The organism is Protofrankia sp. Cas3 (genome assembly GCF_963555955.1).
GTDB lineage: Bacteria > Actinomycetota > Actinomycetes > Frankiales > Frankiaceae > Protofrankia.
The window spans coordinates 3,886-21,055 of the sequence record NZ_CAUVXP010000086.1 but is presented as its reverse complement, the minus strand read 5'-3'; the positions used below and the strand labels follow the sequence as shown (position 1 = coordinate 21,055).

General features: G+C 67.1%; 11 protein-coding genes and 2 CRISPR repeat arrays. Of the genes, 6 read left to right on the top strand and 5 right to left on the bottom strand.

Going from position 1 to position 17,170, the window contains the following annotated elements; all coding sequences use genetic code 11:
- Nucleotides 1-34: 34 nt before the first annotated feature.
- Nucleotides 35-1,494: direct repeats of the CRISPR family, unit length 36 nt; unit sequence GTCCCCGCGATCTACAAATCCGAGTCGGATTGAAAC.
- A 486-nt stretch (nt 1,495-1,980) separates the two neighbouring features.
- The 6 genes from U9983_RS16425 to U9983_RS16400 all read left to right on the top strand — a co-directional run bounded on the left by U9983_RS16425 (nt 1,981) and on the right by U9983_RS16400 (nt 9,879).
- Nucleotides 1,981-4,566, top strand: a complete 2,586-nt coding sequence (locus U9983_RS16425; RefSeq protein ID WP_322754872.1) for a hypothetical protein — start codon at nt 1,981-1,983, stop codon at nt 4,564-4,566.
- 83 nt (nt 4,567-4,649) lie between these two features.
- A complete protein-coding gene (locus tag U9983_RS16420; RefSeq protein ID WP_322754871.1) occupies nt 4,650-5,405 on the top strand; it encodes a hypothetical protein in 756 nt (251 codons plus the stop codon).
- Nucleotides 5,406-5,511: 106 nt separating this feature from the next.
- Complete coding sequence (locus tag U9983_RS16415) at nt 5,512-6,921, top strand: hypothetical protein (RefSeq protein ID WP_322754870.1); 1,410 nt, start codon at nt 5,512-5,514, stop codon at nt 6,919-6,921.
- A complete protein-coding gene (locus U9983_RS16410) occupies nt 6,918-7,706 on the top strand; it encodes a hypothetical protein (protein WP_322754869.1) in 789 nt (262 codons plus the stop codon). The genes U9983_RS16415 and U9983_RS16410 overlap by 4 nt, the downstream gene beginning before the upstream one ends.
- Nucleotides 7,706-9,199 (top strand): sortase domain-bontaining protein, encoded by a 1,494-nt coding sequence (locus U9983_RS16405; RefSeq protein ID WP_322754868.1) that lies wholly within the window; start codon nt 7,706-7,708, stop codon nt 9,197-9,199. Before U9983_RS16410 ends, U9983_RS16405 begins: the two co-directional genes overlap by 1 nt.
- A 188-nt stretch (nt 9,200-9,387) precedes the next feature.
- Nucleotides 9,388-9,879, top strand: a complete 492-nt coding sequence (locus U9983_RS16400) for a hypothetical protein (protein WP_322754867.1) — start codon at nt 9,388-9,390, stop codon at nt 9,877-9,879.
- A 34-nt stretch (nt 9,880-9,913) separates the two neighbouring features.
- Here the strand turns inward: U9983_RS16400 and U9983_RS16395 are convergent, their stop codons facing one another.
- From U9983_RS16395 to U9983_RS16375, 5 genes are all read right to left on the bottom strand, one after another.
- A complete protein-coding gene (locus tag U9983_RS16395) occupies nt 9,914-11,179 on the bottom strand; it encodes a hypothetical protein (protein ID WP_322754866.1) in 1,266 nt (421 codons plus the stop codon).
- A 197-nt stretch (nt 11,180-11,376) separates the two neighbouring features.
- The gene (locus tag U9983_RS16390; protein ID WP_322754865.1) at nt 11,377-11,751 is read right to left on the bottom strand and encodes a hypothetical protein; all 375 of its coding nucleotides are present in this window, start codon (nt 11,749-11,751) and stop codon (nt 11,377-11,379) included.
- Between the two features lie 13 nt (nt 11,752-11,764).
- Nucleotides 11,765-12,049: a CRISPR-associated endonuclease Cas2 gene (gene cas2, locus U9983_RS16385; RefSeq protein ID WP_322754864.1), complete on the bottom strand. Its 285-nt coding sequence runs from the start codon at nt 12,047-12,049 to the stop codon at nt 11,765-11,767.
- A gap of 7 nt (nt 12,050-12,056) precedes the next feature.
- Nucleotides 12,057-13,175, bottom strand: a complete 1,119-nt coding sequence (cas1, locus tag U9983_RS16380; RefSeq protein ID WP_322754863.1) for a CRISPR-associated endonuclease Cas1 — start codon at nt 13,173-13,175, stop codon at nt 12,057-12,059.
- Complete coding sequence (locus U9983_RS16375; RefSeq protein ID WP_322754862.1) at nt 13,172-14,125, bottom strand: reverse transcriptase domain-containing protein; 954 nt, start codon at nt 14,123-14,125, stop codon at nt 13,172-13,174. Before U9983_RS16375 ends, cas1 begins: the two co-directional genes overlap by 4 nt.
- Nucleotides 14,126-14,554: 429 nt before the next feature.
- Nucleotides 14,555-17,092: direct repeats of the CRISPR family, unit length 36 nt; unit sequence GTCCCCGCGATCTACAAATCCGAGTCGGATTGAAAC.
- Nucleotides 17,093-17,170 lie beyond the last annotated feature (78 nt).

Below are 17,170 nucleotides of genomic sequence, written 5' to 3'. Positions count from 1 at the left end.
CCCGTCGGGTGTCGCCTCCCTTTCCGTGGATCAAGTCGCAGTGATCTACAAATCCGAGTCGGATTGAAACCTCTCGTGGTGGTCCGCCTCCTCCCAGGCGAGTCGCAGTGATCTACAAATCCGAGTCGGATTGAAACGTGGGGGTCCACACCGGCGACGACGGGGGTGGGTCGCAGTGATCTACAAATCCGAGTCGGATTGAAACGAGGAAGAGCTTCTCCAGCTCTTCCTCGGGTGGTCGCAGTGATCTACAAATCCGAGTCGGATTGAAACCTAGGGTGTGCTGTCAATCTCACAGAATCCGGCGTCGCAGTGATCTACAAATCCGAGTCGGATTGAAACGCCTCGTCGCCCGTGAAGACAATCTCGGCCTCGGTCGCAGTGATCTACAAATCCGAGTCGGATTGAAACTATATCCTGACATGTGGATGTTCCTCCCAGATGGTCGCAGTGATTTACAGATCCGAGTCGGATTGAAACGCATCTACAACATCTGAAAGAACATTCATTTGTCGCAGTGATCTACAAATCCGAGTCGGATTGAAACTCCATGGACAGATCCTCTCCTCTCACTGCTCAATGGGTCGCAGCGATCTACAAATCCGAGTCGGATTGAAACAAGTACGGGGCCAACTTAAATGTCTGCTCAAGTCGTCGCAGCGATCTACAAATCCGAGTCAGATTGAAACCTGGCCAGGACGTCCACGGCCTCGTTGGTCGGTCGCAGCGATCTACAAATCCGAGTCGGATTGAAACTCGCACGCGACTTTCAGCACCGCCCGCTCGAGCCCGGTCGCAGCGATCTACAAATCCGAGTCGGATTGAAACAAAGCTCCGCAACGTCCTCGGCCAACCTCGTCTGGTCGCAGTGATCTACAAATCCGAGTCGGATTGAAACTGCGCAGCGTGTTACGGCTTGAGGCCGCCTTAAGTCCCCGCGATCTACAAATCCGAGTCGGATTGAAACAAGCGGCAGGAAAACCGCGCCGCCGCACCTAGGGTCGTCCCCGCGATCTACAAATCCGAGTCGGATTGAAACTCGAGCGCGTCGCACCAGTTCTGCTTGGCGAGTCGCAGTGATCTACAAATCCGAGTCGGATTGAAACGCGGCCTGCACGTAGTTGCCCGAGGCGATCAGGGTTGCAGCGATCTACAAATCCGAGTCGGATTGAAACGTCCTCGATCTCGCAGACCAGGCCGCTCAGCTGTCGCAGCGATCTACAAATCCGAGTCGGATTGAAACTCCAGCGCAGGTCCTCCTCTCATCAGATGTCGATGTAGTCGCAGTGATCTACAAATCCGAGTCGGATTGAAACTTCGGCCACGACCCAAGCCGCGAGCGCGCCGCGGTGTCGCAGTGATCTACAAATCCGAGTCGGATTGAAACTGTACCACTGCCTCCAAACGATGTGAATCCGGTGTTGTAAGAACAGCACGGGATTCACATCGTTCACGGCGGTCCCCGCGATCTACAAATCCGAGTCGGATTGAAACCGGCGCGCTGCTGGCCGTGTCGCTCTGCTGGGTGTCGCAGGGCATGAAATTTCCGAGTCTGCGTGGGTGGTACGGGGGCGTAGGTGGTTTCGGTCGTCATAGCGACCGAAATTGCCTACCGCACTGGCTCGCATCGGCTTGCCTTAGGTGGAAAAGGCTGCGGGAGTGACCGTTCCTACCTACGGGGTCGGGTGCTCGGCAGACTCCAGGTCGACACCACCGTCGCAGGGTGGGGACTTTCCGAGTCGGGTTGAGGTGGAGGGGGTAGGTTCGGTGGGAGCTGCGGCCGTCCTGGTGGTGGTGACCGGCATCGGATCCGATGGATGATCGGCGCGAGTTTGTTGTTCGGTACGTTTTTTGGCCGGATAGGCGTGCGTAGCGACAAACTCGCGCCGATCTTGGCTGATGTCCGGTCGGATAGGCGGGCTGCCGACGGCTCGGGGTCGATGGGTACTCTGGTGACCGGTTTCTGCGGGGGTGGTCACTGTGCGGGTGTTCGTTCATGTTCTCGGGGCGTCCGATCTCGGGGTGGACAGTCAGGCTCGATTTCGTTCCGGAAACGCGGGTACGGTCGCTGGCCCCACCCAGGCGGAGAGGGTTGCCAGGCTGTGCGCGGCTATCGATGCCCGGGATGAGGACACTGTCCGGACGCTGCTGACGACACCCGTTGCGGATTCCCAGCGGCGATGGGAGAAGGTGCCGCTGGAGATCATGCTCGAGGCGGCGGTGCCCGGAGACCGGCTGCTGCTGGTCGCGACGGATACCGGGAATCCGACGGGTCGGGATACCGCAGGGCTGGCCGAGGCGATCGAACGGGCGCTCAGCCTGGTTCCCGACCTCTACGTGCCCGCCCGCAACCCGGAGATCGACCCGGAGATCGACCCGGAGATCGACGTGGAGATCGACGTGGAGATCGACGTGGAGCGGATCGTTGCCGACGGGCCGACGCTGCTGGTCGGGCGCCGCGTGCTCCAGGATTGGCTTGCGGCCCATCGTGAGGTGGACGGCATCGTCACCGGTATCGGCACCGGACCCACCGGCCTGACGATCGGTTGTCTGATGGCCGCGCTCGCGGACGGTCGATCGGTCGACGTTCGACCGATCCAGGAGCCCGCTCACGGCAGGCTTGTCGACCTGCATGTCGAGGACGACCCGGCGCCGTGGCTGGCGCGGCGGCGGATGTTCGGTGCGCTCGCCGCTCACGTCGGCGATGGCTGTCCGCGTACGCGTGACCTGCTGCGCATGCTCGATGCCCGGCAGCGTCTCGATGTTGAGAACTTCGCGAAACTTGCGTCCCGCTACGGGATCGACCCCAACAGTGAGCTCGCAGTCACGGAGCCGGTGGCCCTGGAGAACGCCTACTTCGACCGCCTGGTCCGCCGTGAGGTGCAGGCGGTCATGCTCGGTCGGGCCTGGTTGCTGAGCGAGTACAACGCACGGCGACGTCCGGACGACCCGATCATCAAAGATAGGAACAGGCGTAACCCCGACGAGACGGAAACCCTGGGACCGTTCATCGAGCGGGTTGCCGAGCGGCGTCCCCATGGTGAAGCCGCGGCTTTCCTCGTCCAGCGCAGATGGATCAACCAGTTCGCCACGGGCAAAAGTCACGGCCTGCGGATCCCGGATCGTCGCTATCTCGTTCATGCGGCCCGTTCGGCGGGTCACGTCGATCAGCGTGACCCGCGCCGAACCGAGGCCCTGTTTGCCGAGATGCCCGGTCTGCGCAGCGTTCCCGACCTGTTCCGGTGGTCGTCCGCAGCATCCGGCGAGGTGCTTGTGGTCTATTGCGTCGGCTGGCAGGAGGAACGTGACGGTCGACGTCCATTCGCCGATGCCGTGTGTGACGCGGGCACGTTGCGGTCCCTGACCGATCTCATCGACCCGCGGCCGGCGAACGCCGCCGAACAGCCACCGCACGACAATCAGTTCCGGGCGCGGCTGCGGTTCCGGCTCGTCGCGAGCGGACAGACACTCGACCTCGCCCGCGGTTCGGCGGCCTACATCGCGGCCAGGCTCGCCGCGGCGAATCCGCCGGGTGGCCCGGGTGGCCCGGGTGGCCTGGACGACCCGGGCGCGCTGGAGCCGGTCGTTGTACCGATGGATATCGCCGGCGTCCGCAAGGCTGTCGCGTCGTCACTGCTCACCGTGCCGGGGGTCGCCGATGTGGAGGCCGTCGTCGTGCTGGCCGGCCCTGGAGCGAATGCGATGAACGCCGGTCTGCTGCTCGCGGGCACCGATGTCGCGACCGCGGTGGGCTGCCCGGTCTACGTCGGTGCGATGGTCGAGGCCGGCGGCGGGGGGACCCGCGTCGAGATCGACGGCGGCCAGGTCGCCGCGTTGCCCGGCTACCCGGACGTCCTCGCCCGGGTAGCACTGGAGCATCTGGCCAACCTGGAGCTCACCGCGGCTGCGGACACCCTGCGTCGAGGTGGTCAGCGGCTTGAACCCCTCGCGGCGCGCGCGGAGGAGATCCGGGACGTCTTCATCGGAGGTTTTCCCGGCACCGGCACCGGCACCGGCACCGGCACTGTCGCCGAGCAACGGGCGGAGGTCGCCCGCCGCATTGAGCTGATCAAGATTCTGACCAGGGAACGCGCTGGCGGCGGACGTCGAAACGCCGGAAACAGGCCCGCAGGACGGTCGGCTGCCGGCCGTACCGCCGTCGACGACTGGCACGCTCTGCACCTGGCCATGACGGTGGCCGACCGGGTCCTTGGGAAGGCGTGGCGCACGCACGAATTGCGGGTCAGCAGGCTCGCCTATGCGATCCGTTCGGACGCGGTCACCGCGCACGGTCCGGAAGCGCAGACGTTCGCGGCCGCATTGGACAAACGTCAGCAGGAACCTCAGCACCGGATACCCGGTATCAGAATCCGGACGTGCGCGGAGCTGCTGTCACACGTCCAGCTGGAAATTGATCCGGTGCCTGGGCCGGATCGCGGCTCGCTCCGCGACGCCTACAAGAACCTGACCGACCGGGTCCGCCGCTGGGCCGAGCCTGTGCCTGTGCCTGTCCATGAGTCTGGGTCTGAGGTCGGGAACGCAGACCGGGACGAAGTTTTGTCGTAGTCCGGTCGCAGCGCTCATCCGCTGGGTTCGTCCGCTGTGTCCGTCTGTCGAGGGTGAAACGCCCCCTACGGACGGAGCCTCCCATGGCACAGCGGGCCGACCATCCGCGCTATCGCACCACCCGCCCGGCGCAGACGCCGCTGGGTGCCCTTTCATCCGGTGTCAATCCGATTGGCGGCCGTCACCCCGGAGTCGGCCGGTGGACCAGGCTGCGACTGTGGTGGCGGGGACGCCGTGACGCGGACGCCGGCATACCGACCGTTGCTCCGGGATCGTTCACGACGCCGGCGATCCGGGAGCTGGCGGCGAGCGCCGAGCGCTCGCACGGCCTACTGCGTTCGATCCTGACCGGATTGCTGATCGATCTCGACGTGGAGATCGCCGAAAACGTCGCCGCGATCGCCGTCCTGCGGGCGCGACTGGCTACCGACCCGGCCGATCAGATGGTCACCGAGGCCGAGGCTCTCGGCCAGCCAGGGAGCAGCGACGACGCCGTGGCCCGGAGCAGGCGGTCGGCGGCGCAGGCGCGCACGGCGAACCTCACTGACCGGACCCGGCTCGGCGAGCTCCAGATCCGGTTGGCCGGGCTGCTGGAACGGCGTGAGCGGCTGATAGATGACGCACAGGCGCGTGCCGACGGGATCTCGTCCTTCCGTGACCAGTGCGTCGAGGTGTACCGGGCGGCGAACCTGCGCCGCCGCGGTGAGGATGCCGCGGCGCTCGCCGAAGCGTGGGTTCCACCGGCGTTCCCGTCGCCCGCGTGGCTGACAACCGTGCGCCGGGTGCCGACGGCCACGGCGAACACACCGCCGTCCACCGACGGCCACCGCGAACAGTGACCGGCAATCCGTGACCGGCAATCCGTGACCGGCAATCCGTGACCTGCGAACCGTGACCTGCGAACCGTGACCCGCAATCCGTATTTCGTGACCCGGGAGGCATGAGATGGCAGCCAGGCCGCAGTACCCACTCGTCCGGTCGTCCAGGCTGGACAACCGGGGCCTGCTCGGATTCGCTCGGGCCAGCGCCGAACGGGATGCCGCCGCGCCGTACCCGGACACCGAAACCGGCAAGACCGTTCTGCCGTTCGAACAGATCCTGGCCGGGCATGCGACAGCACGGCTCGAAGCCGCCGGACGGGCCTACGCCCACGACCGGTCCGGCAACGAGGCCCGAATCGGCGACGCCCGGGCGTTGGTCGCCGCCCGGACCGATGCGTGCTCCGCCGCTGCGACGCGGGTCACCGAGGCGGCAGCCAGCCACCGCGACGCGGTCGAATCGGTTCGCGCCTGCGGTGATCCGCGGCGACGGTTCGCGCACCTGGAGTGGTCGCCGCTTGGCCGCATCGTGCTACTGGGCGTCATCACGAGTGCCGAGGCGGTCGCGCTCAAGCCGACCATGGACGGCCTGGGCGCCTCCTCTGTGCACACGTACCTGCTCGTCGCCGCGATCGTCTTTGCCGGGCTGGTGTTTGCCGGGCATATCGCCCGCCACGCCAGGGACCAGCGGGTCCGCGTGGACGAACGCCAGGCGGGGCGGCCGGTACGGGCCCCCGGTGGGACGTTCCTCTCCCCGGCGGTCGTCGCCGGGCTGGTGGTGCTGGTGGCCGTCAACGTGTGCCTCGCGGTCGTCCGGGCGTCGACCTTCGTCGGTGAGATCGCTCTGCTCGGGAAGCTCGGGGCAGCTGTCGACATCGGTTTCCCGGTCGCGTTCGGGCTGTTCCTGTCTCTGCAGACGCTGTTCACCGTGGCCGCCGCCGCGGTCGAATTTCACGCGCACGACCCGCTTGCCGCCGCGGTGCGGCGGACCGGGCTGCGGCTGCGCTGGGCAAGGGCCCGGCTGCACGGGCCCCGGCGCGCCCTGCACGCCGCCACCTGCGCGGAACGCGCGGCGGTCCACACGGCCATCGCCACCGTGGAGGCGTACCGCGGGCTCGCCTGGGAGGAACGTGCCCGCGTCGAGATCGTGCGGGACAGTTACCGCGCCGATCTGGTGGCCCGCTGCCGGGTCGAGCGCGCGGCGGCGCTGGCGGCCCTGCCGCGGGAAACCTGGCCGCTGCCCGCGTGGGTCGGCGGGCTGGACAACGAGATCGCGCGGCTCATAGCCCGCGTACCGGATGACGTCCAGCCGATGGACGTCCAGCCGATGGACGAGCAGGGCGCCACCGACTCACCTCCGGACCAGCCGGTTCCGGAGTCGGTTCCGGATCAGTCGGTTCCGGATCAGCGGGCGCCTGCCGGCCACCAGCCGCCGGTCGACTCGTTCGCACCGGCCGCCGATGTCCGTCCGTCCGTCAACGGCGTGGGCTCTGCGGACCCGGATGGCCCCCAGCACAGGAAGGGAAAACCATCATGAGCAGAATCCGGCGCAACGGCCGCGTTACTCTCCGTCGACCTGTTGCCGCTCGCACTGCCGTCGCCGCCGTCCTGATGGTCGCCGCCGTCGCGTTGATCGCGATGCTCCCCGGATGCGGGTCCGACGCCGGGGACGGGCCGCCCCGGTGCGCCATCGTGGTTGACGTCTCCGCGAGCGTGACGGCCGACCAGCGTGCCCGCTACCTCGACGAGGTGGCCAAGGCCCTGCGCGGTTGTGCCGGTGGCCACGCATACGTCGACGTGGCCGATGCGAACGCGCGGGCCGGCCGGTGCCAGCCGGTGGACATGACGCTGGCCGCCCCCGTCCGGCGCAACAACGACCTGTTCGACACCGCCGCCGAAAACGCGCAGGTCGACACGGCGCTCGCCGCCACCACGGCGTTGGTGGACTGTGCGGCCGCGCGGCCGGCTACGGCGACCGACCTGTTCGGGGCGTTCGTGCTGGCCGGTACGTCGCTGCGGGCGGAGCCGGCCGGAAGGCGGGAACTGACCGTGTTCAGCGACGGGATCTCGACACGGCAGCCGTACGACCTGTCCGCCCGCGAGCTTGACGACGCCGACATCGCGGCCCTGCTCAACAGCCTGGCGGCGCACGGCCTGCAGGCGGATCTCACCGGGGTGGACGTGCGCTTCGTCGGTGCCGGCGTCGGGGTCGACGAGCTGGACCCGAGCCGGCTGGGTCGGGTGGAGGCGGCGTGGCGGGCCTACGTGCGCCGCGCCGGCGGCACCGTCTCCCACTACGCCAAGACCCTTGGAGGTACCTGATGGTCACCACGTTCGGGATCGCAGCCGTGATCGCAGCCGTGATCGCAGCTGGGATTGCAGCCCGGGTCCGGACCGGATTGCGGCGCCGGGCGGGTCGGGCGGGTGCCATCGGCCTGCTGGGACTGCTCACCGCGTGCATCGGGACGGCAGCCGGGTGGTCCGGCCGGCCAGCCCATGCGGCAACGGCGGTCAGCGGGGCGCACGGCGCGGTACGGGTGGTCGATGCAGCCCCCGGCCCGGACCTGACCGTCGCCGGTGCGGGTCCGTCGCCACTGGCCCTCCGTTTCCGGGAGCCGTCCGGCTACCGGCGGGTGCCGGCCGGTGCTGTCCGCCTGACCCTTACCCGGGACGGCTCGGCCGATCTCTCGGTGCCGGTCGAGGCGCCACCCGGCGGGACGGTCAGCGTCATCGTCACCGGGACGTCCGCGCTGGCGGCCCGCGTAGTCGTCGACGGCTTCACCGCCCCGGGCGCGGGACGCATCGCTGTCCGCCTGATCCACGCGGCCGACGGCGTCGGACCGGTGAGCCTCGTCGACGCGGCCGGCGGTCCGCTGGGGAACCCGGTCGGCCCCGGCACGGTCTCGCCGTTGGTCACCGTGCCTGCGGGCAGCACCACGTTCGGGCTGCGGCGGCCAGGCGCGAAAAGCGATCTGATCGTCGTCGGCCCGGTGCAGGCCCGTCCGGGGGATGTGGTCGGTGTGCTCCTCAGCGGTGGATCGGGCGATGCCCCGGTTGCCGCCGGCTGGACCGTCGACGCTCGTGGAACGGCGGTGCCGCCCGTCGGCCCGGTCCGCACCGGCACCGGCACCAGCACCAGCACCAGCACCGTCGATGCCACAGTCTCCCGGGTCCGGCGTTCGGTGGCCGTCGTGCTCGCCTGCTGCCTGGTACTGGCGGCATGCTCGGCGACCGGCACAGCCACTGGTACCGCCACAGGCGCGGCCACAGGTACCGCCACAGGTGCGGACCCCACGACGATCCCCAGCCCGCCCGCGGGGGGAACGGGCTGGGGATCCCCTCACCATCCGGTGGGCTTGATCCTTCCCGGCGCGTCCGGACCGGCACCGGTCGTCCCCGTCGGGCTGGTCGGCGGGGATGAGCAGCAGGGGATCCGGCTGGCGGGTGCCGCCGACGGTGAACTCGCGACCGCGCCCGACGGCTACACCGTCGGCTGGTACAGCGGCGGGCCGGCGCCGGGGGAGCCGGGCTCGGCGGTGCTTGCCGGCCACGTCGACCTGCACCGCATGCCCGCGGTGTTCGCCCGACTGCGCGATCTCGAACCGGGGGCGGAGGTCGTCGTGGTGCGGGCCGACGGCGGCAGACTGGTGTTCACCGTCGACCGCATCGACGTGTACCCGAAGAGTGCGCTGCCCGCCGACATTCTCTACCGGCCTGCGCCCCTGCCCGAACTGCGGCTGGTGACCTGCGACGGCCCGGTCGAGGGCGGCACCCACCGGGACAACCTCGTGGTGTCGCTGTCCCTGCAGGGATAGGGCCTATCCGATGGCTTTTCGATTGCACCCTGATCCAGTCGGATGGGAGGGGCTGACCGTGACACGATGTGGACGGAGAAGTGACCGTGAGGGTCCGCCATGATGAGGCGTCCCGACGCGGTGGCGGCCAGAATCGGGGAAGCGGCCCGAATCGAGATGCGGCCCGAATCAGAAGGGCGGTCGGCGGGATGGTCGGCGGCGGTCGGGGGCCGTTCACCGGCCGGCATCTGCGGCGCCGGTTCGGTCCACTTGAGGCCGACCTGTGGGGGACGAGCGCAATGATCGAATTCGTCGACGTCGACGTCGACCTGTGTCTGCTGTGGACCGACGACCCTGTGGCGGTCGGCTCCGGTCCCGGTCCCGGTCCCGACCCGCGAGCGGAGCCGGCCGTCCCGGACGAGGTGCCCGTCGCCAACCAGCTCGCGGCGCTGCTGCGGTCGGTCGCCGGCGGGACGCTGGACAAGCCCGCGCGCGTCCGCGCACCGGTGCCACGCCGGCTCACCGAGCCCGCACCCGCCGTTCCCGAGGTCGCCAGGGCGGTGCGGGTGTCACCGGTGGACGGGGGAGCGCGCGTCGAGGTCGAAACCACCGTGCCCGGTTCCACGACCGTGTCCGTCGTGCTGTCGGCGGAGCAGGCCGACGGGCTCGCGGACATGTTGGAGCGCTGGTCGCGGGAGTAGCGGGTCGCGGGCGTGGCGGGTGCGGCCCGGGGCCTCATGCCGGTGGCTGACCGTTCTCCAGCCGTTGCACGAGGTCGTCGACCCACATCACGCCGGCCGCTGCGACCAGCGTGGCGAGATGGCGGATCTCCTCCTGCGCGGCCGGCTCGTCGACGCCGCGCAGCCGCCGGCAGTGGCCGACCGGGTCGACCGCCCGGCCGTCAGCCGCATTCAGCAGCGAGCGCAGCAGTCGCAGCGCGACTCGCTGGTCGGGCTGCCGGCGTCCGCGCGCGGCGCCCGGCCGCGTCCCGCGTCTCGATGCCTGTGCCTGCGCCTGTGTCGGTGTCGGTGTCTGTTGCGGCGTCGGAAGCGGCGCGTTCGGGATGTCCGGTGCGGTCTCAGAGGCGATCTCCGCGAGCAGAGCCGACCGGGCATGGTCGGTATCCGGATCGGTTTCGATGGCGAAGTCAGCCGTGATTTTCGCTGCCTCGGCTGCGACCTGCGCCGTCTCGCCCCGGTCGGCGCTTCCCGGCGCCCGTGCGGCCAGCGGACCGGTCACCAGGGTCCGGTACAACGCGGGATCATGGGCGCACAGCAGGCCCAGACCGCGGTCGAGCGCAGCCCTGGCCGCATCGGGGGACAGGCCGTGACGCTGTTCGGTGGCCGGCAGATCGTACGGATGGCTGACATTGGCCCACAGCCCGATGACGAACTCGCGCAGGGCGGAGTCGGCGGGCGGATCTCCCGCCAGCGGCAGGGCCGCCGGGGAGGAGTCGAGGCTGCGCATCGGCCTGGCCGGCAGTCCACGCTCGACCGCGGCGCTGCGCCGCAGGTCGATTTCGAGGTTCTTGATCCGATAGTGGATCAATTGCCACCACGCCGCCCGCAGCCACGCCTGGCCCGGTGGGGTCGCCTGCCCGGCCTGGCGCGAGGGGCCCGAGCGGGAGGGCTTGTATGTGGCCAGCATGGAGCCGGCGACGTCGGCGTCGAGCGAGGCGGTTTCAGCCGGCTCGGTCAGCCCGTCGACCAACAGCCGCCACTCGCGGACCTCCTCGCCGGGCCGCTCCTGCGTGGCGCGGGTGTACGGAAGCTGACCGCGTGCGGCGTCGCGCAGCTTGCTATGTGCGGCCAGGATGATGTCATCGATGATCGCTTGACAGATGTGGCAGACTCGGCCGTCCTGGCAGGCGCAGGCGCCGGGCAGAGCTCTGCGGACGATGGCGCGGACCCGGCGGCGCAGCGCGGGTTCGAGCAGCCGGCAGGTGGCCCGGGCGGCACGGTCGTCGTCGGCGTCGAGAATGGCGCTCAGGCGAAGGCTCACGGGGGGTCCTTCCGACCACGGCGGCACGACGCAACGTCGAACCGCCGAAAATGAACCACCCATATCTGGATGGCGGTCTCCCGATGACCGGGCGACCTCGAAAGGACCGGCGAAGCCGGTTACAATGACCGAAAAATGGTCACGAGTCGTCGCAAAGACTGACTGGGACGAACCCTAGAGCTCCGATACCGAGCCTGTCAACACCTCAGCGAGCACCACACCTCGGCGGGCACCACAGCTCGGCGGGCACCACGCATCCGGGCATCCGTCACCCGTGGATGACCCATCCGCCGCGGCCGGTGAGTGTGGGTTGCCGGGCGCCAGGCCCCGTCGGGCAGCCAGCGGACCGTGCGCCAGCAGGACGGACACGGCTGCCACACCCCGAGGCGGTCGCCGCGCCCGAGGAGCCCGGCGATCCCGACCCCGACCCGACCGGCCGTCAGGCCGGTGCCGGCGGGCACGTACCAGCCGCTCTGTTGGAACCGGTCCGCGACCGGCCGCAACGATCGGGTGACCCGCTCCCTGCGCTCATCCTCGGAGACGTCGTAGACGACGACCAGTGGTGTGTTCACCGGTTCGCTTCGATCATCCGGCGACCCATCCGTGGTCGGGCACGGCGTCGAGCGGGACTCCGTGCCAGCGCAGTCGGCAGTGCGGGCAGTACGGAACGACCACGAGGTGATCGTCCGGCTCGACGAGCTCGGTCAGGCGGGCCGCCAGGCTGTCCAGCCGTCCCGCCGGCAGTTCCAGGTCGTAGACTGATCGCAGGATCTTCGGCCCGTGCTGTTCCAGCGTCCTCGCGACCGTGCGCCGGCGCCGGTCGGAGGAGACGTCGAAGCTCACCAGTAATCCGCCACCGGGCCTGGTCATCGGTCGATCACCGCCAGTGGAAGGGCTCGTAGGGAACGTCGTCGGTCAGTCTCCTGCGCAGGGCAAGGCTCTGCTCGCGGATCAGAGTGGCGTAGGTGGTGCCGGGGGATACCGTCCAGCTCCGCGCCGGGGCGTCCACCCGGGCCCGGAAGCGGGCGATGACCGCCGCGGTCCCCGACGGGCCGAGCCGCGGGCGTCCGGGTGCGTCAGCCCCCGTGGTGTCGCGCCCGGGGTCGTCCGCGGAGCCCCGCAGGGTCTCGTCTCGCCGGGGCGTCGGGTCGATGGTGAGATCTTCGGGGCGGATCATGCGCAGGCCGAGCACTCCCAGGACGGTCGACTCGAGCAGGACCGCGCGCCATTCCTCCATCAGGTCGAACACCAGCGTCGGCCGGCCCGGTCGCGGGGCGTGCAGGAACGACACGTACGGATCGAGACCGGCGGCGACGACCGCACCGAAGACGACCTCGCGCAGCAGCGCGGAGGTGTAGTTGACCAGGACGTTGACAAGGTCGGGGTCGAACCGTTCACGACGTCGGAAACCGAGCTCGGCGGGAAGAAGGAGCCGGATTCCGCGGAAGTAGGCACCGGACGCCGCTCCTTCGACGCCGATCAGTTCGGCGATCGACGTGGCGTTGTCGACCGCCGTGCCGGCCGCGGCGATGCGCCGGGCCAACGACCAGACCTCCTCGGGCATTTCGGCCGTTGCCGCCCGCCTGCGCAGCAGAACATCCTGATTGTGGAGTTTCCCCCGGACGAACGCGCGGGCGAGTTCGAGCCGGGCCGGCTCGTCATGATGGAGGAGTAGCTGCCGCCGGCGGGCATCGATGTGTGACGCCCTCGGCGGTTCGAGCCGTCCGCGGACCCGGCCGTCCGCGCTGAGCAGCACCAGCGGTGCATCCTCGGCGAGGATGGCCGCCATCGCCGGTGTGGTGATTCCGACGTTGCCGAAGACGACGACCTCGCTGATCCGGCCGAGCGGCGCCGATGTGATGACCGCCTTGTCTCGGCTCACGATCAGCCGGCCGCCGCTGCGGCCGAGAACGAGGCCGTGACCGACGACGTACAGGGGGCGGCGTGTCGGCCGCTTTATGGACGGATTCGTCCACGGATTCGTCGGTCGGTTCACCGTGCCCTCCGGTAGGCCGTCGTGCGGGCGGACGTCTCCTGCGGCCCTGTGTAGGCGGCCGGATCCGGCCGAGTGGTGCGGCGTTGGCGTCCGACGGACATCGGATGTGTCCACCCGGCGGTGGGTTCGGCCTCCCATCCGCCGTCCCGGTAGAAAACCCATCCCAGGAAGGAGAAACCCCGGTCGAAGCTTGAGATGTAGGTCTTCGTGGCGTTCATCTCCAGGTGCAGATCCGCCAGTGCGCGTCCGACGGTGTGGGCCGCCGCGATCGCGTCGTCGACGTCGGTGCAGAACACCGCGATATCGTCGGCATAGCGCACAAGATTGCCGGGATTATGATGGACGTTCGTGTCGAAGGCGCGGAGATGAAGATTAGCCAGGGCGGGAGACAGGGGCGCCCCTTCCGGGATACCCTTGGTTCGTGGAATGATTCCGTGTTCGGTGAGCAGTGGCGCGGCTATCCAGCGGTCGATCAGTGCGGCTGCCTCACCGGCCAGCCCGGGAGGAAGAGCGGCCAGGAGAAGGTCATGGCGAATGCACGCGAAATAGTCTGCGACGTCGGTGCGCAGCACAGTCGTGCGCCCGTTATCCCGGCAGCGTTCTGCCTCAGCCAGCGCGTCGAGCCAGGAGCGGCCCCGGCGGTAGGCGAAGCTCACCTCCACGGATGCGGCGTCGAGCTGGTCGTGGCAGACCTCGAGGAAGGCGCGTTGGGCGATGCGGTCCCGCACCGTGGGCAGGCCGAGGGCTCTCCGCCGGCCGCCACGGTTGATCGTAGCCAGACGCAGCGGCTGCGGTTCATACGCGCCGGTTGTGAGCTGGTCCGTGAGTCGGTCGAGGCGTATGCCGAGTTGGCGGGCGAAGTCGGCGACGGAAAGGCCGTCGGCGCCCGGCATTCCACTGCCGGCGGCGACCCGTGCCCACGCCGCCCACAGCACCGCCGGTCGGCCCATGGCTGCCAGTACGTCCTGCGAGGCAGTCGGCGGTCGGGAGGTCGAGGGTCGCGGGGCACCGTCTCTCGGCAGAGCATCGCGACCGGACGTCTGGTGGTGGCGCGGGGCGGTGGGTCGAGGTTCCGTCCGGCTGAACCAGCGGACCATGTGCCTCACTCCTTGCTCTTCTGCCACGACACTCCGGTGCCACGGACCAGAGTGGCGGTCGGTACCGCCGCCATCCCATGCAGACGGACCAGGCTCGCAACCACCACAACCTCCGACACGCCGACAAACGCGGGAGGTTGTGGTGGGAGATCGATATGCCTTCTGACCTGCATCGATGTGCGATCTATAGATCATCTGTCCATGATCCTAAAGATCTTCAATTGGAGGTTGTGGTATGATCTTGCAAAACCGCAGGTCAGGAGGGGTACAATACGGACAGCGGTCCCCGCGATCTACAAATCCGAGTCGGATTGAAACTTGGCTAGATCTTCGGCGCGGCGCCACTGGCCCGGTCCCCGCGATCTACAAATCCGAGTCGGATTGAAACAAACTGCCGCCGACACTGTACCACGCTTTAACACTCCAGTCCCCGCGATCTACAAATCCGAGTCGGATTGAAACCCTGAAGCTTTGCTCATTTTCTCGACCCTTCTCGTCCCCGCGATCTACAAATCCGAGTCGGATTGAAACAGAACGCACCTTTCCCTTCGGGGAAATATTGGGTCCCCGCGATCTACAAATCCGAGTCGGATTGAAACCCTTTCGGGACGATCATAGTGGCGTTGTCACGGTCCCCGCGATCTACAAATCCGAGTCGGATTGAAACTTTCCCTTCCAAAAGCTCGCCGACCGACCATCCAGTGGTCCCCGCGATCTACAAATCCGAGTCGGATTGAAACCTTCTAGGATGTACCCACCGCATACGCACCAGCGAGTCCCCGCGATCTACAAATCCGAGTCGGATTGAAACAACAAGGCCCACTTGCCGAGGTAGTGGTCCGGAGTCCCCGCGATCTACAAATCCGAGTCGGATTGAAACCGAGGGTCACGCGCAGACTCCGGCAACGTTCCAGTCCCCGCGATCTACAAATCCGAGTCGGATTGAAACAGGTCCACCAAAAACAGAACGGCCATCATCAGGGCCTCGTCCCCGCGATCTACAAATCCGAGTCGGATTGAAACTCCCGTACCCGGGACGGCACCTTCCAGCTCGAATGTTGTCCCCGCGATCTACAAATCCGAGTCGGATTGAAACTGCTTCCTCCCCCTTTTTATCGGGGGAATCGGTGGTCCCCGCGATCTACAAATCCGAGTCGGATTGAAACCCATCCTCTACCACACACCAGAGGAACCACCCAGCCGTCCCCGCGATCTACAAATCCGAGTCGGATTGAAACGACTACAACCTCGGTCAGCTGGGGAGCTTGTCCCCGCGATCTACAAATCCGAGTCGGATTGAAACTGACCACAGGTCACCGCTGCCACGGCTGGCGGTAGTCCCCGCGATCTACAAATCCGAGTCGGATTGAAACCAGCCGCGGCCATCGGCTCCAATAGCGCGATGGTCCCCGCGATCTACAAATCCGAGTCGGATTGAAACACCGCGAGCACGTGCAACTTCGACGTAGCCAGTCCCCGCGATCTACAAATCCGAGTCGGATTGAAACAAAACCCTGTGCAGGGCTATACCCAACATAGTCCCCGCGATCTACAAATCCGAGTCGGATTGAAACAGCGACCACTGGCCCCCATCGCCACGGCTGGCGGTGTCCCCGCGATCTACAAATCCGAGTCGGATTGAAACGACCGCCATCGCACCCAGTGCGTCGAGGTCGGCGTCCCCGCGATCTACAAATCCGAGTCGGATTGAAACCTCATCATTTCCTCTCCGAGAGCAGCCCATCCGGTCCCCGCGATCTACAAATCCGAGTCGGATTGAAACAAGCCCTCGTGGCCGACGTGGCGTACGACTGCAAGGTCCCCGCGATCTACAAATCCGAGTCGGATTGAAACCACTTTGCCCGGAGGTCACCGTAGAGGTCCGGTCCCCGCGATCTACAAATCCGAGTCGGATTGAAACCAGCCGCAACCGCACTCTTCCGGCTTAGTCTCGTCCCCGCGATCTACAAATCCGAGTCGGATTGAAACACGTTTCCGTTGGGAGCCGTTGAACTAATAGGGTGGTCCCCGCGATCTACAAATCCGAGTCGGATTGAAACTTGAAACACGTGCCCGGAGCCAGCGTTGCACGGACCAAGTCCCCGCGATCTACAAATCCGAGTCGGATTGAAACTCCGCGAGGGGCGCGAGCGCCCGCATCGGGATGGTCCCCGCGATCTACAGATCCGAGTCGGATTGAAACCATATTCACGAGCACTGGAACCTGGTTCCGTAGTCCCCGCGATCTACAAATCCGAGTCGGATTGAAACATCGGATGCGGTATCCGCATCGCCTACGGTTGTCCCCGCGATCTACAAATCCGAGTCGGATTGAAACACCAGCTCCACGGGCGGAAACTGGGTCTCCCACGGTCCCCGCGATCTACAAATCCGAGTCGGATTGAAACTTTAGATCCCGAATAGCGCTGCTGTCTTCATGGTCCCCGCGATCTACAAATCCGAGTCGGATTGAAACTTGCGCACCACCACCTTCAGAACTTCCAGGTGTCCCCGCGATCTACAAATCCGAGTCGGATTGAAACACGGCACCAACGCGATCATCAGGAGAACCAGCACGGTCCCCGCGATCTACAAATCCGAGTCGGATTGAAACCCTTGGCGGTCGCGTAGATGGTCTTCGCGTCGAGTCCCCGCGATCTACAAATCCGAGTCGGATTGAAACCTGACGTTGCAGAGCAACCCGATCCTGAGTGCTGGTCCCCGCGATCTACAAATCCGAGTCGGATTGAAACTTGTCGCGCGAGAGCAGGCTCAGCTCCATGGGTCCCCGCGATCTACAAATCCGAGTCGGATTGAAACCGGCGTGCTGCTGGCCGTGTCGCTCTGCTGGGTGTCGCAGGGCATGAAATTTCCGAGTCTGCGTGGGTGATACGGGGG